This window comes from Chitinophagales bacterium (assembly GCA_041392475.1).
Taxonomy (GTDB): domain Bacteria; phylum Bacteroidota; class Bacteroidia; order Chitinophagales; family UBA2359; genus JAUHXA01.
Genome location: JAWKLZ010000002.1, coordinates 619,942 through 646,418 on the forward strand (window position 1 = coordinate 619,942; position 26,477 = coordinate 646,418).

Sequence of the window (26,477 nt, forward strand, 5' to 3'; positions counted from 1 at the left end):
CAACCGCATAAATTCTTCTATAAGGGGAGAAGCGTATTTACAATAATCAGAAACATTTTGATAGCTCGCTAAATCTATATAATTTTAGGATATTTAGCGAGCTATCAAGAAATATACGAATGAAAAAGTTAATTGGCAGAGAAACAGAACAAACGATTTTAGAAACAGCTTTGGTGTCGGATGAATCCGAAATGATTGCCATTACAGGACGCAGGAGAGTAGGTAAAACTTTCTTAATTAGGTCTGTATATGATACAAAAATTGATTTGGAGTTTACAGGTGTTCAAGATGCTCCTCGCAGAGAACAATATCCCCTATGCCTTGTTCTTCACTGCAAAATACTCCAATGAACATCTCCAAAAAATACGATTTAGACGAACGAGCCATTGACCGCATCATCGAAATGGCATGGGAAGACCGCACTCCCTTCGATGCAATTGAAGCACAGTTTGGTGTACCTGAACAGGATGTGATTCAACTCATGCGCCAAGAAATGAAACTGAGCAGTTGGAAGATGTGGCGCAAACGGGTGCAGGGCAGAAGTACGAAGCACAGACAAAAGAGAGGTTTTGAAGTAGGTCGTCATAAGTGTAGTCGGCAGCGAGCAATTAGTCTGAATAAAATCAGCAAGCGGTAAGAATCACTGCAATAACTCAATTGGTTTGGAAAATTTTGGAAAAATGGTTATTTTAGTAAAGTACCAAAATCCAAGACGCTCATGCCAAGTATTGAAGATTACACTTTGTTTTTGAATGGAATTATTCAAACTGCTCAAGATAAAATTGATTACAATGGCAAAATTGAAGAGAAAGATGTACTGATTTTGTACAAGATTGCCAAATTTAAGGATGGAAAAATAAACGAAGAAGCGGCAGCAGATCTTACCACAGTTTATACGACACATTACCATAAAATGACGGCTAATGCCATTGCGAGTTTAGAAATGTTTATCATTACTCATGCTATCAATGCGTATCTATGGAAATACAAAGGAGAATGGTCGGAGTGGTATGTGGGCATCACAAATGACGAAGATATTGATTCGCAATTGTTTGTCAAACACAAGGTAAAAGAAGAAGGTGGCATGTGGATTTATCGTACGGTAACAGCTTCTTCGACTGCTCATGCAATTCTGGATTACTACAAAAAAAATGGAGCGCAAGGAGGTGTTCACGGAACAGGCAACACTGTTCGAAAAGTGTATGCTTTCAAATTGGCAAAACCTGCCTCAAAACCCAATCCGTTTTCAAAGGTTTCACTCACCCAAAACCCCATCAACCCCAATCGAAAAGTACATGATTTAGATCCACAAAATTACCGCCAATGTCCCTCTTGCTATGGTTCAGGGCGCACAACCTGTTCATCCTGTGGAGGAAGCGGAGGACGTTCGGAGTCACGAGTGGATTATGACTGGAATAACAATCCTATTTACCGCACCGAATGGGTTGCTTGTTATTCGTGTTCGGGTGGGCAGTCAACTTGCAGCAGATGCGGAGGTTCAGGAACGGTTAATAAATGAGTCTTACAGCTTACTTCTTTCTTTCAAAGCCTACAAGTACCAATGGATTTCTACCTGTTCTTAACCATTAGATAACATTAACTTAACCTTTCCGCTATACCATTCATTTACCTTTGTTTTGCAAGCGCATAAACAGGAAATGATTAGCCGCTAAAATTTAACCAACTACTCATAATTGGTTAATATTTCTTTATCTTCACGCCTTAGATTATATCCTTTAGTCTTTGCTTTTATGCGATCTAACATTCAATAATAGGATAGTATGGATTTGTCTTTAGTAATTATGTGGGTAGGTTTTCTGATGGCAGCTTACTCAGTAGTCGGAAATGATGTTATTCAAACTTTGGGTACATTTCTAAGTTCCAACGAAAAACAAAAATGGTATGTACTCTGGGCTTATGCAGGGTTAATCCTGTCAGTTGTCTTGATTAACGGATGGCTAAACAATGATATAGCTTACGGACGTTTGAGTAAAATTGACATCCCCACAACACTAGAATGGTGGTATTTACTCCCCCCTATGGTACTGCTCATCATCACCCGATTTGGCATACCCGTCAGCACTACTTTCCTGATTCTTACTTTGTTCTCTATGAATGATATTGAAGGCGATGTGGGAGCTATTCTCACAAGTGTATTCGATACAAAAGCGGTATTGGGAAAAATGATTATGAAATCATTGTTGGGTTATGTAGTTGCATTCGGGGCTGCAATAGCCATTTATATGATGACCACCAATATATTAGAAAAGCGATTTTTAGAGAACCCTATCAAAGAAAAAAATCGAAACTATTGGGTAGTTGCTCAATGGTGCTCTACAGGCTTTTTGTGGTGGCAATGGCTTACTCAAGATCTCGCCAATATCTACATCTATCTTTTAGGAGGCGGCAATTTAAGTGCTGGAGCTTTTGCATTGTCATTGATTGCCATTCTCGGATTGTTGGGGTATATTTTTTACAGCAAAGGTGGTGCAGTTCAGAAGATTGTGAAAGCCAAAACCAATACAACCGATATCCGCTCTGCCACTTTTGTAGACCTCATTTATGGCATTGTTTTGATGATTTTCAAGGATTGGAGCAAAATCCCCATGAGTACAACTTGGGTATTTATCGGTTTGTTGGCAGGTCGGGAGATTGCAATTCGTTTTCAACTCGAAAGAAAATTAAGCCGAGCAATCGCAAGCGATATAGGCCGAGATTTGTTCAAAGTCTTTACAGGCTTGGTCGTCAGTGTCGTTTTGGTAGTGATTATCAAGGTGATTGGAGGTTAAAAAAGCTTCAAATTCAATCTCAAAAAAAAAATCGTGGGTTTTGTCCGAATATTTAGCCTTTTTTCGTCTATGAGGACAGGAACGGATAAATGTGTGTAGCAACTAAATTTGTAAGAAAACATTTTTTTTGTTATCTTCATTTTCTGCTTGCAACACTCCCTTTCCTACTTTACCTCATAGTACAATTAAAACCTCATTATCATGAAAAATTGGCTTTTTATCCTCATTACACTTTTCACAATTCCTTTCTTCAATGATTTGCAAGCATCAGGAGAAGCAAAAATTACTTTAGTGAGCACCTCCTCCAATTCAGGTGCAATCATCGGCAATGAAAAAACAGCACTACACCTTCATTCCTTCAATGCTATTTCGGCAGATGATTGTGAAAAAGAAATAACGCTAACAGGAACAATCGAAATAGTAGATATTCTTGAAGCTTCACAACAATTATCACGACAAACACAATTCATCACAAAAAAACAAGGTCAGAGACGATCTAATCACTCATCAGGAGGTTCAAACACCTTAACCAACAAAACTCCTGGCAATGACGATGAATACAGAAAGTACGAAATAGAACCAATCGTAGGAAATACCACTAATTTTGACACAAAAATTGAAGATGGGCTGATAAGATTTGGAGACAAGTACTACCTCATTTTCACCTTCCAAGACTTAGACCGATGTGAACGCAATGGTTCAGATGTGATAGACCTCAATCCCCAAACAGACATTGCCCAAACGCTGAAACTACACGTTGACAAAACAAAAGGAGAAGTCAGATTGGTCAAAGCAGACAATTCGTTGGGTGCAGTTGTGGGCGGAATCAACAGTTATTTCACCGTACAAGGCAACAACAAGAATTCGCCCAATGTCGAAACAGGCAGTATCAGACTCAAAATTTCCAGCATACCCACCAACAACAATCTCAATAACCTCAAAAGCAATGGCGGATAATTCTCTTCAAATTGCTGAACAACAACTACAAGAGGCCATCAACCTCAACAAAACTGCTCTTTACCAACAAGCCATCGACCTGTTGGAAAGAGCAGTTTTGGTTTTCGAAAAACTGGAGCAATGGGAATATTACCTCCAAACAATCAATGAAATAGGCAAAAACTACAACGACCTCGAACAACCTTCAAAGGCAATAGAAGCCTTGAATACCGCTCTAAACATTGCCAACAAACACGCACTTTCCAACAACATTCACTTGGTTTCTACCTACAATATTATGGGGGGGGCCTATAGCCTACAAAGGGAATACGAATCAGAATTGCTTGCCTATCAGCGAGCCGTAGAAATTGCGTTGAAGGAAGAAAATATCTCCAAAAAAAATGCTTTGGCATTGACTTACACCAATTTAGGAGCGTATTACGACGAAAGAGGAAAACATGCAATAGCACTTGATTTTCACCGAAAAGCCCTGCAAACCTACCTTGAATCGAATGAAAGAAAAGAGGAAAACATGGCTACTTGCTACAACAATTTGGGCGCATGTTACACCAATTTGGGGGATTATGCACAAGCCTTGCCACACTTCCAAAAAACACTGCAAAGCTGGCTGAAATCCTTACCCGAACAGCATCCGCATCTCCTCTATACCTACAACAACATAGCAAGTTGTCACTACTTCAGAAATGATTTTGAAACGGCAATTCCTAACTTTCAAAAAGCTTTGGAGATTGCCCACCACAATTTTGGAGAAAGCCATGCCCTCGTTGCAGCTATTTCCATCAATGTAGGCAACTGCTACAATTCGCTTCAACAATTTGACCATGCCCTCAAATACTACCACCGCACGACCCAGATTCACAAGCACTTGTATGATGAAAATGAAAGACCTCCTGTCTTTGTTTTTGAAAATTACATCAGTCTTGCCAAGTGTTTTTTTGCCCAAGAAATGTTTGAAAAAGCTTTCCACTATTTTGAAGACGCATTGAAGGGCTACCAAACCATTTTTGGAGAACAACATCCAAAACTTGCCGAAATTTTCAATCCACTCGCCAATGCTTTTTTGCAGAAAGGAGAAGAAACACAAGCCATTCGGTACTTTCACCAAAGCCTCAATGTTTTGATTCCTGCATTTCAGACCACAGATATTTATCAATATCCAACGGTCAACCAAGTTCCATTTTCCAAAATCCTTTTGTTTGCACTCAACCGAAAGTCTCGGTCTTTCTATCAATTGTATCAAAAAAAACCATCTGCAAAAAATTTGCAAGCTGCCTTTGAAGGATATTGTACTTTGACCCAATTCCTTGAAGTCAAACGCCAACAATACAAAGCCCTTGATTCTAAACTGGATTTGGGCGAACAGTTGGTCAATATCTACGAAAAAGCCATTGAAGTAGCAGCCGAAATATCTAAAAGCCAACTAAATACCACTTCAAATCAAGCCCTACAAACAGCCTTTCATTTCACTGAAAAAGCCAAGGCCGTTTTGTTGATGGCAGAACTGCAAGAGGCGGATGCCTTGTCGAATATTCCAGAAAATATCCGAACACAAGAGGAAAAATTGAAGAAAAACTTGTTGGAGTGGGAGAAAAAAATTGAAGAAAGCAAAGCGAAAAAGGAGGAGGAGAATCTGTTAGAATTGAAGGACAAACACTTTGATACTCAACAACAATACCTGCAATTCATTGAGCAATTGGAGCGAAATTATCCCGATTATTACCAATTGAAGTATGAAACAAAAACAACTGACATTGCAGCTTTGCAGCAGTATCTTCAAAGTTTTGAAGGAGAAGAAAAAGGCGTTTCTACTTCTTCAAAAATCGTACTTTCCTACTATGTGGGGGAGGAATCTGTATTCATTTTTGAAGTGACTGCAAAGGATTATCAAGTTCATCAAATCGCCAAACCCAATCATTTTGAAGCTTTGGTGACAGATTTTTTGGATGCCATCAATGCGGTGGACATAGACGATTTTGTAGAAACGGCAACAGAATTGTATGCCATTTTATTACAGCCGCTTCAATTGGAGAAATATGCCATTGAAGGGGAAGATGCACCGCAATTGATCATTTTGAGGCATGGCATTTTGAATTATTTGCCTTTTGATGCCCTGCTATTATTGTCAGAAAATGAGGATATTGCAGATGATTTCACCGAATTACCCTATTTGATTCGTGTTTTTCAAATCAGCTACCATTATTCCGCCACACTCTTGCTGCATCAAGCTGCAAAAAGAGCAAAAAACATTTTTTTGGAGGATTCTTTTTTGGGCATTGCGCCTGTTTCCTTCAATGGCAAAAAGCAGGCAAATGTGGCATTGGCAAGTCGAAGTGGGAAAACGCAGGTTTTGCGGTCGAATCGGGCGGGGGAAGAAGCATTGCAGAATTTGCCGAATACAGAGAATGAGGTGAAAGCGGTATTTGAGCTTTTTGAAAGTCGGCAATTGGAGGCTAAAATCTTTTTGTATGCTTCTGCTTCAAAGGAAAATTTGTTTTTGGAAGCTCCCAAACACAAGTACATTTTGATTTCAACGCACGGTTTGACCAACGATGAAAATGCGAAATTATCGGGAATTTATTTGGCGAAAACCCAAACGGGTGCACCGAATGAGGTGCTTCAAAACGACTATTTGCTCTATACTTCCGAAACGTATCACCTTCGCCTCCAAGCAGATTTGGTGATTTTGAGCAGTTGCAGCAGCGGAGTAGGGAAACTGTACAGTGCCGAAGGAATGATGGCTTTGCAGCGGGGATTTTTGTATGCTGGAGCGAACAACATTATTTTCACCCAATTCGACATTCCTGACGAATCAAGCAGTGCTTTGGTCAAAAGGTTGTTTTTCTATATTTTGGAGGGCAACAACTATGCTGCCGCCCTTCGGAAAGCCAAAATGGAATTATTGGTTTCGGATGCTTACACGCCGCAAGATTGGGCGGGTTTTTTGTTGATTGGCGAGTGAGAAAAACTTTTTAGTGGAAGGAGACTTTTGAAGTTTATTCTGAAAGATAGGGTATGTTTGAAAATCAGTCCGTTCTTCAAAGAAAACTTCAAAAGTCTTTGAGTACTTCACTCATTTTCATTCTTTATCCTTTGAAGTGCTTCAACATAATGACTTCCTTAGCCGTCAAAAAACGCCATTTGCCACGAGGTAGGTTCTTTTTGGTCAATCCGCCATAAATCACCCGATCGAGTTTGGTAATTTTATAGCCAAAGTGTTCAAAAATACGCCTGACGATTCGATTGCGTCCACTGTGAATTTGTACACCAATCTCCTTTTTGTTGTCGCTCATATAAGAAGCTCCATCTACTTTGATTTCGCCATCTTCCAGGGTAATGCCTGCCAGCATTTGGGTGAGGTGGTTTTTAGACAACGCAGTTTCAAGGAAAACGTGGTAAATTTTGCGGACTTCGCTTTTGGGGTGCGACAGGTGTTGGGCAAGCGAACCATCGTTGGTGAGCAGCAATAAACCGACGGTATTTCTATCCAAACGACCTACGGGATACAAACGTTCTACATCTACTCCTTGAACTAAATCCATGACCGTCTTTCTGCCTTGTGGGTCGTTTGTGGTGGTAATCATGTCCTTAGGCTTGTTGAGCAAGATATAAGTTTTGTCTTGCGGCTCTACTTTTTTGCCTTTGAACTGCACTCTGTCGCCTTCTTGTATGCGGTAGCCCATTTCGGTAATGACTTCGCCATTGACCGTCACCCAGCCTTCTTTGATGAGTTCGTCTGCCTTTCGGCGAGCTGCTATACCTGAATTTGCCAAGTATTTGTTGAGACGCACGCCCGTTTTTTTCATTTCCACGGTAGTTGGATTTTCTATATCCAAGGTCGGTGGTTTTTTCTTGCGGACAATGATCCTCCTTTTGGTTTTTGCTTTTGGATTTTCGTTTTCCTCCTCTCCTCTGCGAGGTTTGGGTTTGTCGTTTCTGAATTTATTGAATTTCTTTTGCATAGTTGGAATGTAAGTTAAATTAGGGTGATAACAAAATGAGGTGGGAATGGGTTTGTGATTTTTTTTGTTTTCTATTCATTTCGCTCCCCAATCTCACTTTCCACCTCGCTTTCCACATCCTTCAATTGCGGCAAATCATCCACAGATTTCAATCCAAAATAATCCATAAAGTTATCACTGGTTTTGTAAATCAATGGGCGGCCCGGCAAATCACTTCTGCCCTGAATCGCAATCAGTTCTTTTTCCAGCAATTTTTGGATACTGTAATCACAATTCACACCACGCACCTGCTCTACTTCCACTTTGGTAATCGGCTGCTTGTAGGCAATCACCGAAAGGGTTTCCATTGCAGCACGAGAAAGACGTTTTTTGGATTTTTGTTGAAGGAAAATGGAAATAGTTTTGTGGAACATAGACTTGGTAAGAAATTGGTACCCACCGCTTAATTCCATCAATTCAAAAGAAAAATCTTCAGATGCATATTTTTCACCAATGGCAGCCAAAGCCGACAAGATATCTTCTGCTTCAATGGATTTCTCCCAGAGATTTTCAAGACATTGATGAATTTCTTTGAAGCTGATTGCTTTTTGAGCCGAAAAAATGAGGGCTTCGACATGAAGTTGAAAAGACATGTTGCTAATTGGATAATTTTAATTTATTTGGACTTTGGACGAAAGACATAAGAAGTAAACATTTGTTTATGAGCAAATTACATTTCCAATTCGATTTCACTTAATTCCTTTGCTGTCAATGATTTAAAACTTTTGTCTTGTGTCTTTAATCTTTCCGTCCAAAGTCTAAAATTTATGGACAGTCAAATGGGGAAACTGATGGATGGTGTGATTGTGAAAAAACACGCACAATCACACCATCCATCGTTTTACAATTATTCATCATTCATCGCTCCCAAATCTGTTTGCACACTGTTGATAATCTGCAAAGTTTCGTAGAGGTAAAAATCTTTTTTCAGTTGTTTGTGGAAATCTTTCGTCTTTTTTTGAAGTAAAAAATCTGCCTCAGTTTCCAATTGGTCAACCTCCAAACAGGCCACATCAAAATTTTCCACATCTGGTCGATCCTGATAGGTTTCTGTTTCTGCCTTTCTCGCTGCTTTTTCAGCTCTGAAAGCGGTTAGTAAAAGAGGTTTGTTGGTATCTTTTTTATACTCTTGTGTATATTGATGATAGCTATCCATTGCAGTAAACAATTCGCTGTTTGCCAATCGGTTTGCGCTCTCTGCTTGAAGTTGTTCTAAATTTTTGACCACATGATTCCACGGTGTAAATTTAGACGATGCCACTTGATCTACCAATAATACGTGGTCTTTTTGACGTTCACCATACGCTTCAATATAAGAGTAACTATCGGGAAGCACGATATCTGGTGTCAAACCTTGTGTCTGAGTCGTTCCGCCATTGATGCGGTAGAATTTTTGGATAGTCGTTTTGACCGACCCCAAAGGTTTGAGATTCTGTTGGTTGTCGGGAAGGTAAGGCTCCAAGGGATACATCACCTGTGCGCTGCCTTTTCCAAAGGTAGTGCGACTACCTACAATCAATCCTCGCTGATAGTCTTGAATGGCAGCTGCAAAAATCTCTGAAGCAGAAGCACTTCCCCCATTCACCAATACCACCAATTCGCCAGTATAATGAATAGCAGGATCCTTATCGTTGTGTACGCCAATGCTTCCATTCGTATTTTTGACTTGAACAATCGGCCCTTTTTCTATAAACAACCCTGCCATGTCGACTACTTCTTGTAGCGAACCGCCACCATTTCCTCTCAAGTCAATAATCAATTTGTGGATGTGTTGATCGTTCATTTTCTCCAATTCTGCCTTCATATCTTTGGCGCAGCTTCGTCCGTTTTTATTTTTGAAGTCAATGTAAAATTTTTCCAACTTCAAATAACCCACAGGTTGCGAAGACGTTTCCGACTGCAAAATAGCAGACTTGATGGTGCCATTTTCCAATACTACAGTGTCTCTAATAATTGCAATGTCAATTGTTTGTCCATTTGGTTTTTGCACCGTCAAAATCACTTCTGTACCTTTTGGCCCTTTGATAAGTTTGACCGCTTCATCCATTTCCATTCCGACAATATTGACCTTTTCTCCGTCCTTCTCCGCTACTTCCAAGATGGCATCTTCCGATTGCAGTTGTCCTTGTTTAGCAGCGGGGCCGCCTGGGGTCAAACCAAGAATGGTGATTTTTCCATTTTTCTCTTTAAGCGTTGCTCCAATTCCTTCTAAACTACCCCGCAAACTGGTTTCAAAATTTTGGCGAGATTTGGGGGGCATAAATGTAGTATGTGGGTCAAAAATATTGGTAATCGCTTGTAAATAATAGTGAAACCAAGTTAGAGAACTGCGATTACTGGTCTGCTTGTACCATTTTTTCTGTTTTTTCAATACTTTATTCCTTGCTTCAGTTTCCAGCACTTCGATGCTCTTCGGAACAACCGTTAAATTACCCGCTTCAATTGCATCTTCTTGGTCATCCAACAAATCGGCCAACTGCTTCAATGTTTCATATTTAAGGTATTTGCGCCAGTTTTCTCTCCATTCTTTTTCGCTTTTGGCATAGATGCGTTTATTGCTATTCAACTCTATAAAGTCTTCTTCTTCAAAGTTGAATGGACTTGCCAAAATGTCTTCCATCACCTCTCCAACTACCTCTAATCGCTTCTTCAATACCATGATAGACAACTCAAAAAAAGCTCGCTCATTTTTTTCAATCTCATCATCCAATTGGTCTTCAAATCGTTTTAGAGTTTTGATGTCACTTTCTAAAAACAACCGCTTGTTTTTATCTATTCTTTCGAGGTACTCTGCAAACAGGTTCTTAGAAAAATTATCATCAATCTTTGGAGCTTGGTAATGCTTACGCTGAACATTTTGCATAACCAATGATAACAAAATGTCCTTTTTAGCTTGGTCATCATCAGGTGTTTCAAAACCTGCAAGTAGTAAAAAAGCAAGTATGAGAAGGAAATATTGGCGGACTGAATTCATTTTTTTGTTGGTTGTAAATTGAAAATAGCAATGGATAAAAATAGACAGAAATGGGAGAAAAACAAAAGACAGTAACTTCTTTCTATTTTGTATCCGATTTAGGTGTTCTTTATTTAAAAAACGAAAATGTAGCAAATAAACATATAAAAAAACTGCACAAATTGTGCCGTTTTTGGTATTAGCTAAACTGAAACAAATCGCTTTGGAATGATTTTATTAGTAGAAATTACACAGATTAAAACAAAATTAAGCAATGGTCAAAAATTAACTCCTCGATTTAGAATTTTGAACTACTTGATTAAGAAGGAGTTTTTTCGTTTTAATTCTTATACTAATTTTCATTCATTGCTGAGAAAATTGTTTTCTAAAGGCTAACATAGGCTCATTGGATTAGGTTTTGAAAACTTAGTAAATAGTAAAAAGGAAAAGTAACTTTGTCGACCCTGTTTCCATTTTTAAAAACCAGTTACTAAAGTATTAAAAATGCAAGATCAAACGTACTCACTTCAAGCAAATATTACAAAGAACTTTCAACAAGTATTTAAAAATCAAGTTCAATTTTACATCAAAGCACCAGGACGAATCAACCTCATTGGTGAACATACTGACTACAATATGGGCTTTGTGCTACCTGCTGCCATAGACAAACACATCCTATTTGGTTTTGCTACAAATGGAACAGAGGATATGTGTCGGCTCAAAGCCTTAGACATGAATGGGAGTTACGAGTATTCATTGAAGGACATCCAAAAAACAGAACATTCTTGGGTCAATTACCTATTGGGTGTCGTCCAACAAGTTCAAAAACGAAACATTGAAGTAAGAGGTTTCGATTGTATTTTTGCAGGAAATATTCCCATTGGATCGGGCTTGAGTTCTTCTGCTGCATTGGAGTGTGGATTTGCGAGAGGCTTGTGTGAATTGGCGGGTGTGACCTTGGAAAAGTGGGAAATCGCACGCATCGGCAACCAAACCGAAAACCAGTTTTTGGGCATACAGAGTGGTATTCTCGACCAATTTTCTTCTACTTTTGGCGCAAAAAATAAGGTAATGTTAATGGATTGTCGTTCACAAACCTTTGAATACGTGCCACTTGATTTAGGAGAATACTGTTTGGTGCTTATCAACTCCAATGTGAAACACGAACACACAACTTCGGGCTACAACGATAGACCTACGGAATGTAAACAAGCCGTCCGATTGCTGCAAAATGATTTTCCCAACATCGAAAGCCTACGAGATGTAACCTCTGCAATGTTAGAACAATCTGCTTCAAGATTATCTCCCACCTTGTTAAATCGTTGCAAATTCATCCTTGCAGAAAATGAAAGAGTACATCAATTTTGTGGACATTTGAAAGCAGGAAAAGTATTGCCTTTGGGAGAGTTGTTGCGTCAATCGCATCACGGATTGCAGCATTTGTACGAGGTAAGTTGTGCAGAATTGAACATGTTGGTGGATTTCACCCGTGACATTCCCGAAGTATTGGGCGCAAGAATGATGGGAGGCGGTTTTGGTGGCTGTACTTTGAATTTGATGGAAAAGAAAGAAAGTGAGCAGATTACTTCCGAAATCATGGAAGCTTATCGAATGAAAACAGGAATCAAAGCCGAGGCATATTTTGTAGGGATTGAAGATGGGGTACATTTAGTTTAATTCAATGACAATCCTCTTATTGACCACAAAAACAATCACATAAGCTTTCAAATCTTCCATATCCTTGATTTTTTCTGCCTTCAAATAGTCCTTCAATTGTTTGATTGCCTCCTTTTTAGTAGCCTCCAATTGCCCCGCTTGCGCTTGCTTCAAATACTTCAATTCAAAAATAAATTGGTAGGGTATGGACTTCCCAAAAGGCTGTCGGCGAGCCAACAAAAGGTCTATTCTCCCCTTTTCGGTTTTGCTCTTTTTCACCTCCAATTCGCTGAAAATGTGGTACAAACCTGCGGAATGAAACCACGATACAAAAATGGTTTTGATATGCCCTTCATTGAAGTAAGCTCGGTCGTGATGTGCCGAAAGTTGGGTCAAAACAGATTCGGTCAATTCCATTATCGGCTTGATATTATTGTATTTAGCCAACTCCATTACTTTGTCCCTAATGCGAAGGTCATAGACATCCAATTCGGTATCTTCCAAAGTGACTTGCGTAAAATACTGAAAGTACAAATGTTTGATAACATAGTTGGGAATCGTGAAAATCGTTCCTTCAAAATCTCCTCCTTTGATGGTCAAAAATCCCAAATAATACAAAAGGCTGATAAACTTATCCCTATCCCACGGCTGATTGAAGTTGTACTTTTGGGTCAAAGTTGCCTTCAATTCGTCCTTACTCAAGACCTCTCGCAAGACTTCAATATTTTCCCGTTCTTTATGAGCAATGCGAAACATCGAGCGAATTTTGCCATAATCCGAAGCAATATTGGTATCTAATAGTTGATCGGGATATTCCATGCGTTCCAAATAAGCATCTGCAAAGTACAGCACCATGGCAGAATTGTACATCCCCTCTTTAGCCTTTTTATTGAAGGTATAACCATCGTACCAACTCTTCAAATCCGCCGAAATTTCGCCCAATTCATCTTCCGAAATACCAATCCCCAACAGAATACCTTCCACTTCTTTTTGGGTAAAACCCATCATTTCTTCAAAGCCCAAACGCATACTGATATCGGAAGCATTGTTGAAGCCACTCGTCAAGCTGTCGAGTGTAATCGGTGTAACCCCAGTGACAAACATTCGGTCAATCCATCCTGCATCTGTTCCAATCTTTAGGCTTTCATAAAACTTTCGCACCCAGCCATTTTTACCCACAATCTCCTTAAATTCTTCAAAATGAAAAGCCATGATTTCGTTGGTGAAGTGATCGTATTCGTCTATCAATAAGTAGATTTTTTGAGTAACCTGTTCACTCAACATGACCTCATAAAGCTTGTTCATAATGGCTTGAGAAGTAGTCAAATCCTTAAAAAAATCATTTGTATCTACCTTGAAAATTTCCTTGTGTAACATCAATAGACCTCGAACTCCTTGCTTTATTCTGACAAAGAAATCCTGATACGCCTTTTCATTAGAATCCGTATCAATTGCCGAAAAATTGAGTCTTAGAATCAAATAACTGTTGGCGAGCGGAGTCGGGTTTTGACCAATGTATTGTTTGCCAAAAAGTAGGTCAAATTTTTTTTTGTATTCTAATCCGTAGTAATATTGAAGCACAGAAATAAAGAGACTTTTCCCAAATCGGCGAGGGCGCAGAAAAAACAGGTATTTCTTCCCCATCGCCTCCAATCTTTCCAAGTATTGAGTACGGTCCACATAATAATAACCTTGCGTAATCATTTGCTCAAAATCACTGACTCCAAAGGGAATTTTTATCATCGAGTTTTTGTTTTGGTTAGAAAGATAACAATTTTTGCGGTTTTTTTGTTATTTTAGGACTGGAATTTCCGTTCAAAGGTGCGTGATTTATTTGGTGAAAATAAAAAATATGAAGATAAACATTCCAAAAATCAAAAAATACCTACTCCCTTCAATAGCAGCAATTTTCGTATTGTTTCTTCTAATAGATGCGCTATTCCCTTTCTCTGCAAAAATCGAACATTCCCAAATCATCACCGACTCCAATGGCAGAATCTTACACGCCTTTCTGACCTCAGACGACAAATGGCGTATGAAAACCGAATTGGAGGAAATCACTCCCGAACTACAAACCGCCATCGTTTTTAAAGAAGACAAATGGTTTTACTACCACCTTGGAGTCAATCCTTTAGCCATCACACGCGCTGCCTTCAACAACATTTTCAAAGGTAAGCGCACCTCAGGCGCATCTACCATCACCATGCAAGTTGCTCGTTTATTGCAGCCCAAATCAAGGACGTACTTCAATAAAATCTTGGAAATGTGGCACGCCTTGCAATTGGAGTGGCATTTTTCCAAAAAAGAAATCCTGCAATTGTATCTCAATTTAGTGCCGTATGGCGGTAATATTGAAGGAGTTAAATCGGCTGCCGTATTGTATTTCGACAAAGCCCCCAACCATTTGAGTATTGCAGAAATCACCACCCTCGCCATCATTCCCAACCGCCCAACGTCCTTGCTTTTGGGCAAAAACAACGAAACGGTGAAAGCTGCCCGAAATGAATGGTTGCAGCGTTTTCAGACTTCAAAAGTGTTTGACCAACAAGCCATTGAAGATGCATTGACCGAACCCTTAAATGCCAAACGGTTGGAGTCGCCCAGAATCGCCCCACACTTTGCCTATCGAATGAAATACGAACATCCCAATGAGCCAATTATCAAAACAACCCTGCAATACAATCAGCAATTGAAGGTCGAGAAATTGGTCAGCGATTATGTTAAACGCATTTATTACCAGCGAATTACCAATGCCTCTGTTTTGGTGCTGAACAACCGTACCAATCAAGTGGAAGCCTATGTAGGTTCATCGGATTTCTTCAATGCCGAAGCAGCAGGACAAGTAGATGGTATTCGCTCAAATCGTTCACCAGGCAGCACTTTGAAGCCCTTTTTGTATGGATTGGCATTTGACAAAGGTTTGATTACGCCCAAATACAAAATCAGCGATGTGCCAACCAATTTCACAGGGTATTCGCCTGTCAATTATAGTGGAGAATACAATGGTTTGGTGACAGTTGAGTATGCGTTGGCAAATTCGCTCAATGTACCTGCGGTCAAAATTTTGGACGAAATGGGCGTGGATTATTTTCTGAACAAGCTATCGGATGCAGGTTTTCAGTACATCAAACGCAATCAAAAAAACTTGGGTCTGTCCGTTGCTTTGGGCGGTTGTGGAGTGCGTTTGGACGAATTAACCGCCTTGTATGCGGCTTTTGCGAACAAAGGGAAAATTCGAGAACCTCAATGGATTTTGGGCGATACGGCACAGGTCAGTGTGCCGATTTTGTCAGAATCGGCTGCGTTTGTTGTCACCGAAATCCTTACAGAATTGACCCGCCCCGACCTCCCCAAAAACATCGAAAGCAGTGTCAATCTTCCCAAAATTGCTTGGAAAACGGGTACTTCCTATGGACGAAAAGATGCTTGGAGTGTGGGCTACAATGGTGATTATACGATTGGCGTATGGTGTGGCAATTTTTCGGGAGAGGGTGTTCCTGACTTAACAGGCGCAACGGTTGCTACTCCCCTACTGTTCAATATCTTCAATTCGATTGATTACCAATCTCAAACCGCTTGGTTTCAATCACCCAAAGAATTGGATTTTCGTTGGGTATGTTCAGAAAGTGGATTGCCGCCCAACGAACATTGCAGCGAACAGTTGATGGATTATTACTTGCCTTTGGTATCCAACAATTTGAAGTGCAATCATTACCAAGAGGTTCGATTAAGTCCCGATGAAAGTTATGCTTACTGCACTTCTTGCACTCCAATGGTCGGCTTCAAAAAGAAAATTTTCCCCAACTATCCACCCGAAATAATTTCTTACTACGAAAAGGAAAACATTCCCTACGATAAAATTCCGCCTCACAATCCGAAATGTGAACGTGTTTTTTCGGATATAGCGGCTGCGCCGAGCATTACCTCTCCTGTCGATGGCTTGGAATACCTAATTGATCCACACGACAATACCCAGCTGATGCTGTCCTGCAATGCGCCTTCGAGTACCGAAAAAGTGTATTGGTACATCAATGACCGCTTTTTTCAATCGGCTACTTCAACGGAAAATCTATTTTTCGAGCCAAAAGAAGGCATGAACAAAATTACCTGCGTGGATGATAAGGGACGGAAGGAGTATATTTGGGTTGAGGTGAAGAGTTTGTAAAAAAACAAAAGCCGAATGTATTTGACATTCGGCTTTGGAGAGGCTTTAAATTTTTACTTAGTTTCAAGGTTTTTTCTATAAAGTTGTTGTTGTTTACTTTCAAATAGAGAACACCAAACTTTCAAAAAGGTAACACAATAGATCAATTTTGATAAGAGATTTTTTTGAAGGAAATGCAAGAGAATAAATTGATTTTCATCTAAAAAATAAAGCCGAATGATGAGATGTGTTAATAAAACAGGACACGAAACTATCTTAAATTTGTGTTCAGATGAAAGAATCAAAACAACCTGAAAAGCGTCGACGCTACGATGCAGAATTTAAGTCTAATGAAGTGGTTCAAAAAAACAGGACATATTCATTCTGCTAACGATTCAACCATTGTTTGAACCTTCCAGAACGGTCTACACTCACAATAGCATCTGTTGTACAGGGAGGGTTCAACTCTATTTTTACCCGACTTTTGGAGTAACTAACCATGTTTTTAATTGCATCGAAGTTGATTATAAATTTTCGATTGATGCGAAAAAACCGATCAGGCTGCAAGACTTTTTCAAGTTTAGACAGGGTGAAATCAACAATAAATTGCTTGCCATCTTTTGTAGTCAAATACAAATATTTTCCTTCACTCATAAAATAAGCGACATCTACTGTGAGGATGGATTTAATTTTGTCGCCAGTCGTTACAATAAATCGCTTTTGATAAGTAGTATTTTTTTTCTGAACAGCTTCTATTAATGATGTAAAATCAATATTGCTATCATTAGTTTGGATATCTTCAAATTTCTCAAGACTATCTTCCAGATCATCCTTATCAATTGGCTTAAGTAGGTAGGCAATGCTATTGAGTTTGAATGCTCTAATAGCATATTGATCGTAAGCGGTTGTGAAAATAATAGGGGTTTTTACTTTTACTTCCTCGAATATACTGAAGCTGTTACCATCTGCCAAGTGAATATCCAGAAAAATAAGGTCAATATGTGATGCTTTTGGGCTTCTTAGCCATTCAATTGCGTTTTTGACAGTATCAATCGTATCCACTATTTCGATGGAAGAATTAATGTCGGATAACATCTCTTTTAATTCCTCTGCCGCAAGGTGTTCATCTTCAATAATTAAAACTCTCATATAAGTAATGTGGTATTTGAAATTATTTAAAAAATAAAGTATTAGGGTATTTTTTAGACTCTTTTCAGCTAAATTTATTCTTCATTTATGAGAGGAACTTTAGCGTAGTACCATGCGCCTTTTTGCCCAAATATTGGTTTCCTTTCGGTGATATAACTATATCTCGAAGTAAGGTTTTTCTGCCCGATTCCTGTAGATACTACGGTATCTTTTCTAATCTGAAAATTATTTTTTACAACGAGATAAGTGTCTTCAATATATAATTCTATAATTAAGGGACTTTCTTGTGATACGATATTATGTTTGATGGCATTTTCCACAAGCAATTGAAGCGTTGCAGGAGGGATAAAAGTATTTTTCATATCTCCTGATATGCCATTTTTAAAGACTAAATTTTCATTGAATCGTATTTTTTGCAGAAAAATATAATCACGAATAAACCGAAGTTCATCCTCCAATCGAATGGTTATTTCATCTGTATATTCGAGGGCATATCGGTACACTTTCGACAGTTTCACAATAAACTGTTTTGCCGTTTTGGGTTCTCTATCCACTAAAGCATAAAGCGCATTGAGAGAGTTGAATAGGAAGTGTGGGTTGACCTGACTTTTCAAGGTTTGGTATTGAGAAAATAAATTTTCCTTAGCCTGACGTTCTGCTTCCAATTGAAGTTCTTCTTTTTCCAAAGACAATGCTTTATTCTGCAATCGAAGTTCGTAGGCCTCCAGTGCTTTGTCCATTACCAGTTTCAACTCATCGTGTTTCCACGGCTTGGTAATGTAGTAATAAACCTGCCCTTTATTGATGGCATCAATGATAGACTGAACATCACTATAACCAGTCAGTACCATACGAATAGCATCGGGAAATTCGTACAATATTTTTTCAAACAATTGTACTCCAGTCATTTCGGGCATTCGCTGGTCACTGATAATTAAATCAATTTTGTGATTGCGTAGAATTTCAATGGCATCTTCTCCACTTTGGGCAGCAAAAATGGTGTAATGCTTTCGAAAGGTTGCCTTAAAAGACACCAAATTTTGTCTTTCGTCATCGACATACAAAATTTGATGGTTTTTTTTGATATTGCCTTCACTGCTATTTTCTGTCATATTTTACGTTGATGTGAGTTCCCAAAAAATTATTTGTTGCCGTGATCCATCATCAATCCCTCCATTAACCATTTGGCCAATGCCTGTCGGTTTACCTCCAAGACAATGCGGTTTTGGTCAGCCTTATTTCTGATATTACCCAGTTCAATATACACAGAAGGAGCTTCCGTTTCTCTCAGCATGTGTAAATCACGAGCTGATACTGTGCCATAATAACCTCTATTTTTTTGATGTGTATCGTATTTTTGTTTAATTGTATTCTGCAAAGTTATTGCCATAGATTCTCCAATCTTATCTTCCTCTGGATAGTAAAAGAACAAATCTGTTCGTTCTGTCTTGTTGCGAGAATCTACATGAATCATGATCAATCGTTGGTAAACAACCCCACGTTTTTTGTTTTTTTCGTAGAGTTCATTTACCGCACTTGAGCGTTGTGTCAAGCGTTCCTTTTGGTTAAGAGGCATCTCTAAGTTCCCCCAACAATACTCATCCGTATCACACCCCAAGTATTTATTAGAACGAATACCATCATCAGGATCTCGGGTAATGATATATACCGTAGCACCATGCGAAATCAGTTGTCTTGCCAACCGCAATGCCACATCATATGCATATTCATCTTCGCACAATTTGTATTGCCCCTGCCAGCCAATGGCACCAGGGTCAGGTCCTCCATGTCCGCTCACAATATAATAAATAGCTCCCTTAAGTTTTGTACTTTCTAAGGGAATGTATTCATAATCTTTTCCAAAAATGGGAAAAATTCGATTTCCCTCAGCAGTCTGTGGTGTCACTCGGTCAATCACCGATGGTTCTATTTCCTCAGCAGGAGCATCGCAGTTCAATTCGTGAACAGGAACCCACAATATTTTGCTGCCTATATAATCTGTTAGCCTCAGTTTTTGCTTCAACATCTCATCATTGTAGTTTTGTACCCTTACCGCTTTTTCCCAATCGTCAATGCCAATCGTTGTGCGAATACTTTTGCCATTGTATTTGAAAACCCGAATAGGCAATAAGTAAACCTGATTGGCGTATAAAAATCGTCCATTGGGTAATTCGTTAATTTTGTAAAAACTTGTTAGATTGCAGGCATATTTGTCTAATTGATACAGTGACATCAAGGAGGCTGCATCATCACCTGGACGAGCTACTACTTGTAAATACTCAATGCCTTGTTGGGCCTGAAGTCTCCAACTGCATAAAATGATGAAAAAAAAACCAATTATCAATCGCATTATTTTACTGTTTACTTTTTTATGGCATCCAAATTTACAATATTATTTTAAAAGCAGTTTGCCATCAAACAAATATCTACTTTGACATGAACAACTGGTGGAAAGATTATTTCTTAGATGCTTGGCCCAAAATACAGCATTTCATAAAAGGGGAGGAAAATACCTATTTGGAAACCAATTATATAGAGGGTATTTTGGAAGAAAAAAAATATAAGCACATATTGGATGTTCCCTGCGGAACAGGTCGAATTGCTTTAGAGCTTGCAGAGCGAGGCTATACAACCTGTGGCTTAGACTTCAACAAAAAAAACATTGAAGAAGCTCAGAAAAGCAGTGTACAAAAAGAATTGCCGCAACAAACCGAATGGATTTGTGGCGATATGCGTGAGATTCCCTTCAAAAACACTTTCGATGCAGCCGTGTGCATTTTTGGAAGTTTTGGTTATTTTGATGATATCGACAATCGAAAATTTCTGCAATCAGTCTATGATTCTTTGAAGCCAGGCGGCAGTTTCTTGCTCGAAACCCACACCTTAGAAACCATGTTGCCGATTTTCACCCATCAAGATTTTTGGCGTTTTGAAGACTGTTGGGTACTCGACGAGCGAAACTTCAACATCCCTGAGTCTCGAATCGAAAGCACTTGGACAACTATTCAAGATGGTGGACAACAATTGCAGCACAAAAGCAGTGTGAGGATTTACAGTTACCGAGAACTGACCACCCTTCTAAAATCGGTTGGCTTCAAACATTTCAGCGCAGAAGGGTCATTTGAAGCAGAGGAGTTTGAATTGGGAGCAGAACGGTTGTTGTTGTTGGCGGAGAAATAGACACACTTCGTAAAATAAAATACTAAATTTGCGATTCATTTACTCCATACATTTATATGAATCATCGATTTCGAACTCTTATCTTTTGCATCCTTTTCTTACTGTTCTTCAATGCTTACAGTCAAAATCTGGTCATCAATCCCAGTTTTGAAAACATCGTCAGTTGCCCCGATGCTTTCATGCAAATCGAAAACTCACTTTCTTGGACCAGTCCAACCGCTGCAAAAGCCGATTATTTTCATGCCTGCGATTTGTCGAATACAGTAGGAATTCCAGCCAATAGCGTTGGTTTTCAGTCGGCACGAACAGGTTCGGCTTATGCAGGTGTGCAAGTCTATTCGACGACTGCAAACACAGACTACCGAGAATACCTCCAATCGCCATTGATTGAGCCATTGATTGCAGATTCTGTGTATCAAGTGAGTATGTATGTCAGCCCTGCCGATAATTTGGACGACTGTTTTACGGATGCCATTGGGTTTTATTTTTCGGATATGGAACTAAATGAACCCCAACAAACGGTATTGAATATAACGGCGGATGTTCAAAATATAAGTGATAATTTTTTGACAGACAAAGGAAATTGGTTGTTGGTGACTGGTGTTTTTACTGCAACGGGCGGAGAGAATTATTTGATTATCGGCAATTTTCTGAACGATGCCCAAACAACCGAAGCAACACCTTGCGACAACGATGCAGCGGCTTATTACTATGTGGATGATGTTTCGGTGGAATTGATACCCGAACTAAGCATTGTTGGACAAAATATTATTTGTGCGGGTGAAACGACTGTTTTGCAGGCGGTCAATGGACAGAGTTATGAATGGACAATCATTACTGATCCCGATACGGTTTTTTCGACGGAAGAATTTGTGAGTGTGAGTCCTAATCAAACAACAACTTACCGAGTTTCAGATGGTGTGAATACTGCTACTTTCACCCTGACAGTGCAGCAAGCACCCGAAATCAACTTGACAGATGATGTCTCATTTTGTGAAGGAGAAACCATTGTATTGGATGCCAACCCACTCAATAGCAGCGAAACATCTACCTTCAATTGGATAGACGGCTCTACAATACCTACTTTTGAAGCCGAAACTACGGGTATTTATTGGGTAGATGTGACCACCAATGGTTGTACTATTAGGGATAGTATTGAGTTATTTTTTGGAAATGATTTTGAAGTGAATTTAGGTGAAAATCAGGTTTTTTGTGAAGGAACCAGTAGCACCTTGTCGCCCTTTGAAGGAGATATTTTGATTCCAAATTTGACTTATCTTTGGCAAGACGGCAGCACAAATCCACAATTTACTGCCACTTCAACAGGTACTTACAGTGTAACGGTTTCCAATGAATGTTTCGCTCATTCGGATGTCATTGAAGTAACAACCCTTTTATGTGGTTGTATTGTGTCTTTTCCAAGCGCATTTTCACCCAATGAAGATGGCATAAATGACACTTTTCGACCTGCAAGCAACTGCAATCTAACCAACTACGAATTATCTATTTATACCCGCTACGGAAATAAAATATTTACGAGCACCGACCAAACTGAGGGTTGGGATGGGTTGATAGATTTTGAAGTAGCAGATATGAAGGTCTATGTTTGGGTAGCAACTTACCAAACACCAGATGGGATGAATGAAACATCCCAAACAGTTGTTCAAAAAGGCAATGTATTTTTGTTGCGGTAATCTATTTAATCACCTTCTGATGGTCAGAGTGAACAAATAAAATACTTCCCAACTCTCCATATCCTTCAAACATATCCTCGCCCTCTCTTTCGAGTGTATCGTCGTGAAAACCAATAATTGTCAATGCAGCATCAGCAGAATACTCATTGATAATTTCTTTTATTTCTTTGTTTTCTTTTTTGGCTATAATTTCTATATTGGAAGCAGCAATAGGCAATCTTCCTTCTGCAATGACCCTTTCTAGATTGGCTTGTTCGGCTTCAATCTGTTCGGGTGGATAGACTGCAAAAATCTTGATAACTGCTCGTTTCCAATCGGGGTGATTGGAGATGATGTACCCTAAGAGAATCATCAAGTTACTATTTTCGTAGTCATTGGGTTTGATCCAAATGTGAATTGAAGTGCGGTGTCCAAAACCACGCTCTGAACTTCCCAATACACAGATGTCAAAATCTCCAGACTTGACCAATTTGTAGTTGCTCAAAATACCCTTTAAGTTCTCAGGATGTCGTTTGGCAAACTCAAACATAATCATGTTGTTGTCTTTGCCCGAAATGCCTGGTAACTGAATCACCTGTGCAATGGCAGAAGTGTAAGAAGGACTAATGAGTGTTTCGATATAGACATTGCTTCTGTTGGCAATGGCCAATAACCGCTGCATATTTTTTTGGGCTTGCCCCACCGTTGCTTCCTGATAAAAACCATCAATGAGGTGGATATAAGTTCCAAAACCATATCGGTGCGACATCCATCGAAGCATGTCAAATGCGTGGAAACGATTAAAGGAATCACTTGACACACAGACTACAGAAGGCCGCCATTCCACCTCACCTTTTTCGGCTTTCTGCAAAAATACCTGTATCTGTCGACTCACCTGAAAAACAACCCCTTGAAAAATAGCCGCCATTCCTCGCTGTTTCTGTCCTTGTTCGGAAGTAGAAATAAACAAATATAAACCCACCATAAAGGCTACTGATAGAAATGCGTAAGATGGATTCATCTTAAACATCAACCATACACACATAAAAAAGCCCAGTAAAGAAATGTACCAACGAGACCTAAAAGTAGGACGATAAGAAGGGTCGGCTGCAAAATGCTGAAGGAAGGAAATGAGACACAGTGAACCATAAGTCACCATAAAAAACATCGAAATGATTTCTGCCACAAAGTTCACATCACCAATAATAATAATCCCAAACGATATGATAATCGTAATGATGGCAGCATTGAAAGGTTCGTTGTTATTGCCCTTACCTTTTCCAATAAAAAAATTGAACTTCCTGAAAGGAGTCACCTTGTCTCCACCAATTGCCTGCAAAGTTCGAGGAGCAACCATAATAGAACCCAATGCAGATGATACGGTGGCACAAGCCAATCCAATTGGAACAATGGGATACCATAGCGCAATTTCCCCCATAATAAGTTGGTTATTAACCAAATCGGTTGCACTTGCAGAAACAGCAAGTTTGTAGGCAATAAATATATAAATCACCATTCCCGAAATCGTTGCAGTCAAAGTACCATAAGGAATAGATTTACTGGGATCTTTGAGGTCACCAGACAAACCTACGCCTGCGGTCATACCCGTAAAAGCGGGAAACACAATGGCAAAAACAGTAAAAAAATTGACATCTCCATCTATGCTTTTCATTAAAATATTGCCGTCATAGGTCGCTGCAAAACCTGTATCGCCTATGAAAAACATAATTAAAGAAATAAACAACACAAAAACAACTACATACAAGGCTTTTACCCCCAAATCTGCCCCTTTGGTGAGGATGAGTATAGAGAGTAAAGTCATTGCAGGAATACTGATAACTTGTCGTTTGAGTAAACCAGTGCTATCCAACAAAAAAGGATAGTCTTGTAGCCAAACATATCTTTGATCTAACCACTGCAATACAGGCTCAAAAGCCTCAGCAAAGGCAATAACATAAAACGCCACACTAATGGCTTGTGACAGAAATAAGGCAATTCCAATAGCCGCCCCAATATTAAGTCCAAATGATCGTGATATGATGTAATATTCTCCCCCTCCTTCCACCTTTTGATTGGTGGCTATTTCGGCAATTGCCATAGCAGTGGGAATCGTTACTAAATGCCCTACAATCACAATCAAGACCGTACCCCAGAAACCTACAGCCCCAACAGCATAGCCAAATCGAAGGAAAAGAATCGCTCCGAGGATGGTGGATATAGCTGTAAAAAAAACGGGGGCAGTACCAAAACCAACTTTTTTCTGCATGGTATTATTTTTCTTTTAGGACTTTTTTAGGTAAAACTTTGTTATTGGGTTTCCAATTAAATTCTGAATAGGTGATTCCTTCTTGGTAACAATTCAAGGCATTTTTGATGTAATCCGTCATTGCTTTAGGAATGCTCTTCAATGAAACCCACTCAAAGTCTTTGTGTAATTTGGGTTCTAAATTCTTGATTTTTCCTTCCCATTCATCAGTCTCAAAAAACAGGGTGATGACGGGCTGTCCAGCTTTGAGGCGGTGTGCTACGTGTACGAGCTTGAGTTTGTCTGCATATACTTTTATATCTGCTTCTTCTTTGGTTTCTCTTACCAAAGCTTTTGTAGCTGACTCTGTATTCTTTACCCGCCCGCCAATTAAGCTGAATCCACCACCTTCTATTTTGGATTTTTCGAGAATCAATATTTTGGAGTTTTTCCGCAATATCAATCGGACTTTAATAATTTGCTCAATAGTTGTTCTCACAGTTTACGTATTAATTTTTATAAGGAGAGGCAATTTAGAATATATTTGTGACTGCTCCCGCCACTAACCTAACGGTATAGTGGGGGCATCATAGGCATATAGCCCTAAACTCTCCAGTCCGAGAGTCAATATGTTTATGGCTGCATTGTGGTCACGGTTTGCCGTAAAACCACACTCATTGCAGCTATGTGTTCTAACTGATAAGGCTTTCTTTACTGTTGCGCCACAACCACTACACTTCTGACTTGTGTACTGTGGCGCAATAGCTACGACTACCTTTCCAAGTTCCTTAGCCTTATTTTCCAAGATTACACGAAAGGAGTACCAACCTGCATTTGCAATAGATTTACTAAGTCCCGATTTCGCTTTTTTGCCGTTGCGAGTAAAATTACCTTCTTCGTCTTGCTTAGGCTTGGCTTTGCGAATCATGTTTTTGATAGCCAAATCTTCAATAGCTATCAAATCATAGTGTTTTAACAACCAATTCGCTACTTGATGATGAAACTCTTGCCGTTTTATTTTGACAAAGCCTATTTTTGGAACAGGGATATGGTTATTCGCTTTTTCTTTACCGATTTTGCGATTCATGGTAGAAAAGTAACTTGGCATATTTCTGCCGTAATCGGTATAGTTCAAGCTATTCCACTGTCCTTTTTTCTTGTATGTAGGAAATCCTGTATCGGTGTTTCCCTCTTTCTTGGATTTAAAAAATGTAATGAGTGCTTTGTGTAGTCTTCTATTGGCGTCTTGCAGCACCATGGAATAAACATTCTTAAACCACGGCTTTTCTTCCTTTAGTTTAGGCAGTAGGTTCTGTTGTTCAATCATCGAAGGAAAGGTTTTACTATCCTTGTACTGCTTCATGATTCCGCCTAAATGCCAATTCCAAACATACCGACTCATATTCATGTGGTTAGTCATCCTACTTTCTTGTTTTTGGGTAGGATAAATTCGGTATTTGTATGTTTTGGTGATTAGCATAAGATGGTGTAAATTTACATAAAATAGATGTTATTAAAAAATACATCCAATCACAAGGTCAATCAATAATGACGTAGCTAAATTCCTCCCTCCACTAACCTTCGGTATAGTGGGGGAATCCTTTAGCTGTTTTTTTGAAAAATGCTCAAAATGTACGTTGAGTTTGATTTTCAATTCAATAATTTTAATGCTTTTCTGAGGTGTGACTTTGATAATGAGTACTCGTCTAAACGATGTTTGATAGTTGATGAAA

Annotated in this window: 20 protein-coding genes; 10 read left to right on the forward strand and 10 right to left on the reverse strand. The window is 39.2% G+C overall.

The window, feature by feature from the left end; genetic code table 11:
* The first annotated feature begins 119 nt into the window (after positions 1–119).
* The 6 genes from R3E32_15930 to R3E32_15955 all read left to right on the forward strand — a co-directional run bounded on the left by R3E32_15930 (position 120) and on the right by R3E32_15955 (position 6,705).
* Positions 120–350 carry a hypothetical protein gene (locus R3E32_15930; GenBank protein MEZ4886224.1) on the forward strand — a complete coding sequence of 77 codons (231 nt, stop codon included), beginning with the start codon at positions 120–122 and terminating at the stop codon, positions 348–350.
* A complete protein-coding gene (locus R3E32_15935) occupies positions 347–637 on the forward strand; it encodes a TIGR03643 family protein (protein ID MEZ4886225.1) in 291 nt (96 codons plus the stop codon). Before R3E32_15930 ends, R3E32_15935 begins: the two co-directional genes overlap by 4 nt.
* Positions 638–718: 81 nt before the next feature.
* Positions 719–1,519 (forward strand): hypothetical protein, encoded by an 801-nt coding sequence (locus R3E32_15940; GenBank protein ID MEZ4886226.1) that lies wholly within the window; start codon positions 719–721, stop codon positions 1,517–1,519.
* A 262-nt stretch (positions 1,520–1,781) separates the two neighbouring features.
* A complete protein-coding gene (locus tag R3E32_15945; protein MEZ4886227.1) occupies positions 1,782–2,789 on the forward strand; it encodes a hypothetical protein in 1,008 nt (335 codons plus the stop codon).
* 201 nt (positions 2,790–2,990) lie between these two features.
* Positions 2,991–3,746 carry a hypothetical protein gene (locus tag R3E32_15950; GenBank protein ID MEZ4886228.1) on the forward strand — a complete coding sequence of 252 codons (756 nt, stop codon included), beginning with the start codon at positions 2,991–2,993 and terminating at the stop codon, positions 3,744–3,746.
* The gene (locus R3E32_15955; GenBank protein ID MEZ4886229.1) at positions 3,736–6,705 is read left to right on the forward strand and encodes a CHAT domain-containing tetratricopeptide repeat protein; all 2,970 of its coding nucleotides are present in this window, start codon (positions 3,736–3,738) and stop codon (positions 6,703–6,705) included. The genes R3E32_15950 and R3E32_15955 overlap by 11 nt, the downstream gene beginning before the upstream one ends.
* A 124-nt stretch (positions 6,706–6,829) precedes the next feature.
* Here R3E32_15955 and R3E32_15960 read toward each other — a convergent pair whose 3' ends face one another.
* From R3E32_15960 to R3E32_15970, 3 genes are all read right to left on the reverse strand, one after another.
* Positions 6,830–7,705, reverse strand: a complete 876-nt coding sequence (locus R3E32_15960; protein MEZ4886230.1) for a pseudouridine synthase — start codon at positions 7,703–7,705, stop codon at positions 6,830–6,832.
* Positions 7,706–7,776: 71 nt separating this feature from the next.
* A complete protein-coding gene (scpB, locus tag R3E32_15965; GenBank protein ID MEZ4886231.1) occupies positions 7,777–8,337 on the reverse strand; it encodes an SMC-Scp complex subunit ScpB in 561 nt (186 codons plus the stop codon).
* Between the two features lie 254 nt (positions 8,338–8,591).
* Entirely contained in the window at positions 8,592–10,718 is a 2,127-nt protein-coding gene (locus R3E32_15970) for a carboxy terminal-processing peptidase (GenBank protein MEZ4886232.1), read from the reverse strand.
* 483 nt (positions 10,719–11,201) lie between these two features.
* Here R3E32_15970 and galK point away from each other — a divergent pair, with 483 nt between their 5' ends.
* Entirely contained in the window at positions 11,202–12,374 is a 1,173-nt protein-coding gene (gene galK / locus R3E32_15975) for a galactokinase (protein MEZ4886233.1), read from the forward strand.
* On the opposite strand, the gene R3E32_15980 is transcribed toward galK, so the two are convergent.
* Positions 12,366–14,096 carry an AAA family ATPase gene (locus R3E32_15980; GenBank protein ID MEZ4886234.1) on the reverse strand — a complete coding sequence of 577 codons (1,731 nt, stop codon included), beginning with the start codon at positions 14,094–14,096 and terminating at the stop codon, positions 12,366–12,368. The two genes, galK and R3E32_15980, sit on opposite strands and share 9 nt — an antisense overlap.
* 109 nt (positions 14,097–14,205) lie before the next feature.
* Between R3E32_15980 and pbpC the strand changes: the two genes are divergently transcribed.
* On the forward strand, positions 14,206–16,518 hold the full coding sequence (gene pbpC, locus R3E32_15985) for a penicillin-binding protein 1C (GenBank protein ID MEZ4886235.1): 2,313 nt from the start codon (positions 14,206–14,208) through the stop codon (positions 16,516–16,518).
* A 366-nt stretch (positions 16,519–16,884) separates the two neighbouring features.
* Here pbpC and R3E32_15990 read toward each other — a convergent pair whose 3' ends face one another.
* The 3 genes from R3E32_15990 to R3E32_16000 all read right to left on the reverse strand — a co-directional run bounded on the left by R3E32_15990 (position 16,885) and on the right by R3E32_16000 (position 19,996).
* Positions 16,885–17,646, reverse strand: coding sequence for a LytTR family DNA-binding domain-containing protein (locus R3E32_15990; GenBank protein ID MEZ4886236.1), 762 nt, complete (start codon positions 17,644–17,646; stop codon positions 16,885–16,887).
* A 74-nt stretch (positions 17,647–17,720) separates the two neighbouring features.
* Complete coding sequence (locus tag R3E32_15995; protein MEZ4886237.1) at positions 17,721–18,758, reverse strand: histidine kinase; 1,038 nt, start codon at positions 18,756–18,758, stop codon at positions 17,721–17,723.
* A gap of 29 nt (positions 18,759–18,787) precedes the next feature.
* Positions 18,788–19,996, reverse strand: a complete 1,209-nt coding sequence (locus tag R3E32_16000; protein MEZ4886238.1) for an N-acetylmuramoyl-L-alanine amidase — start codon at positions 19,994–19,996, stop codon at positions 18,788–18,790.
* An 86-nt stretch (positions 19,997–20,082) separates the two neighbouring features.
* Between R3E32_16000 and R3E32_16005 the strand changes: the two genes are divergently transcribed.
* Complete coding sequence (locus R3E32_16005; GenBank protein MEZ4886239.1) at positions 20,083–20,826, forward strand: class I SAM-dependent methyltransferase; 744 nt, start codon at positions 20,083–20,085, stop codon at positions 20,824–20,826.
* Positions 20,827–20,882: 56 nt separating this feature from the next.
* A complete protein-coding gene (locus R3E32_16010; GenBank protein MEZ4886240.1) occupies positions 20,883–22,520 on the forward strand; it encodes a gliding motility-associated C-terminal domain-containing protein in 1,638 nt (545 codons plus the stop codon).
* Position 22,521: 1 nt separating this feature from the next.
* Here the strand turns inward: R3E32_16010 and R3E32_16015 are convergent, their stop codons facing one another.
* From R3E32_16015 to R3E32_16025, 3 genes are all read right to left on the reverse strand, one after another.
* Positions 22,522–24,765 (reverse strand): amino acid permease, encoded by a 2,244-nt coding sequence (locus R3E32_16015; protein MEZ4886241.1) that lies wholly within the window; start codon positions 24,763–24,765, stop codon positions 22,522–22,524.
* 4 nt (positions 24,766–24,769) lie between these two features.
* Positions 24,770–25,243, reverse strand: a complete 474-nt coding sequence (locus R3E32_16020; GenBank protein MEZ4886242.1) for an NUDIX domain-containing protein — start codon at positions 25,241–25,243, stop codon at positions 24,770–24,772.
* Between the two features lie 63 nt (positions 25,244–25,306).
* On the reverse strand, positions 25,307–26,224 hold the full coding sequence (locus R3E32_16025; GenBank protein ID MEZ4886243.1) for a transposase: 918 nt from the start codon (positions 26,222–26,224) through the stop codon (positions 25,307–25,309).
* Positions 26,225–26,477 lie beyond the last annotated feature (253 nt).

Excerpts from the sequence above, each read along its gene's own strand:
- R3E32_15970 (MEZ4886232.1), bottom strand. The coding sequence starts at position 10,718 with ATGAATTCAGTCCGCCAATATTTCCTTCTCATACTTGCTTTTTTACTA.
- R3E32_15950 (MEZ4886228.1), top strand. The coding sequence starts at position 2,991 with ATGAAAAATTGGCTTTTTATCCTCATTACACTTTTCACAATTCCTTTC.
- R3E32_15990 (MEZ4886236.1), bottom strand. The coding sequence starts at position 17,646 with ATGAGAGTTTTAATTATTGAAGATGAACACCTTGCGGCAGAGGAATTA.
- R3E32_15940 (MEZ4886226.1), top strand. The coding sequence starts at position 719 with ATGCCAAGTATTGAAGATTACACTTTGTTTTTGAATGGAATTATTCAA.
- R3E32_15995 (MEZ4886237.1), bottom strand. The coding sequence starts at position 18,758 with ATGACAGAAAATAGCAGTGAAGGCAATATCAAAAAAAACCATCAAATT.
- R3E32_16005 (MEZ4886239.1), top strand. The coding sequence starts at position 20,083 with ATGAACAACTGGTGGAAAGATTATTTCTTAGATGCTTGGCCCAAAATA.
- R3E32_16025 (MEZ4886243.1), bottom strand. The coding sequence starts at position 26,224 with ATGCTAATCACCAAAACATACAAATACCGAATTTATCCTACCCAAAAA.
- R3E32_15955 (MEZ4886229.1), top strand. The coding sequence starts at position 3,736 with ATGGCGGATAATTCTCTTCAAATTGCTGAACAACAACTACAAGAGGCC.
- scpB (MEZ4886231.1), bottom strand. The coding sequence starts at position 8,337 with ATGTCTTTTCAACTTCATGTCGAAGCCCTCATTTTTTCGGCTCAAAAA.
- galK (MEZ4886233.1), top strand. The coding sequence starts at position 11,202 with ATGCAAGATCAAACGTACTCACTTCAAGCAAATATTACAAAGAACTTT.
- R3E32_16015 (MEZ4886241.1), bottom strand. The coding sequence starts at position 24,765 with ATGCAGAAAAAAGTTGGTTTTGGTACTGCCCCCGTTTTTTTTACAGCT.
- R3E32_15945 (MEZ4886227.1), top strand. The coding sequence starts at position 1,782 with ATGGATTTGTCTTTAGTAATTATGTGGGTAGGTTTTCTGATGGCAGCT.
- pbpC (MEZ4886235.1), top strand. The coding sequence starts at position 14,206 with ATGAAGATAAACATTCCAAAAATCAAAAAATACCTACTCCCTTCAATA.
- R3E32_16000 (MEZ4886238.1), bottom strand. The coding sequence starts at position 19,996 with ATGCGATTGATAATTGGTTTTTTTTTCATCATTTTATGCAGTTGGAGA.
- R3E32_15980 (MEZ4886234.1), bottom strand. The coding sequence starts at position 14,096 with ATGATAAAAATTCCCTTTGGAGTCAGTGATTTTGAGCAAATGATTACG.
- R3E32_15930 (MEZ4886224.1), top strand. The coding sequence starts at position 120 with ATGAAAAAGTTAATTGGCAGAGAAACAGAACAAACGATTTTAGAAACA.
- R3E32_16010 (MEZ4886240.1), top strand. The coding sequence starts at position 20,883 with ATGAATCATCGATTTCGAACTCTTATCTTTTGCATCCTTTTCTTACTG.
- R3E32_15935 (MEZ4886225.1), top strand. The coding sequence starts at position 347 with ATGAACATCTCCAAAAAATACGATTTAGACGAACGAGCCATTGACCGC.
- R3E32_15960 (MEZ4886230.1), bottom strand. The coding sequence starts at position 7,705 with ATGCAAAAGAAATTCAATAAATTCAGAAACGACAAACCCAAACCTCGC.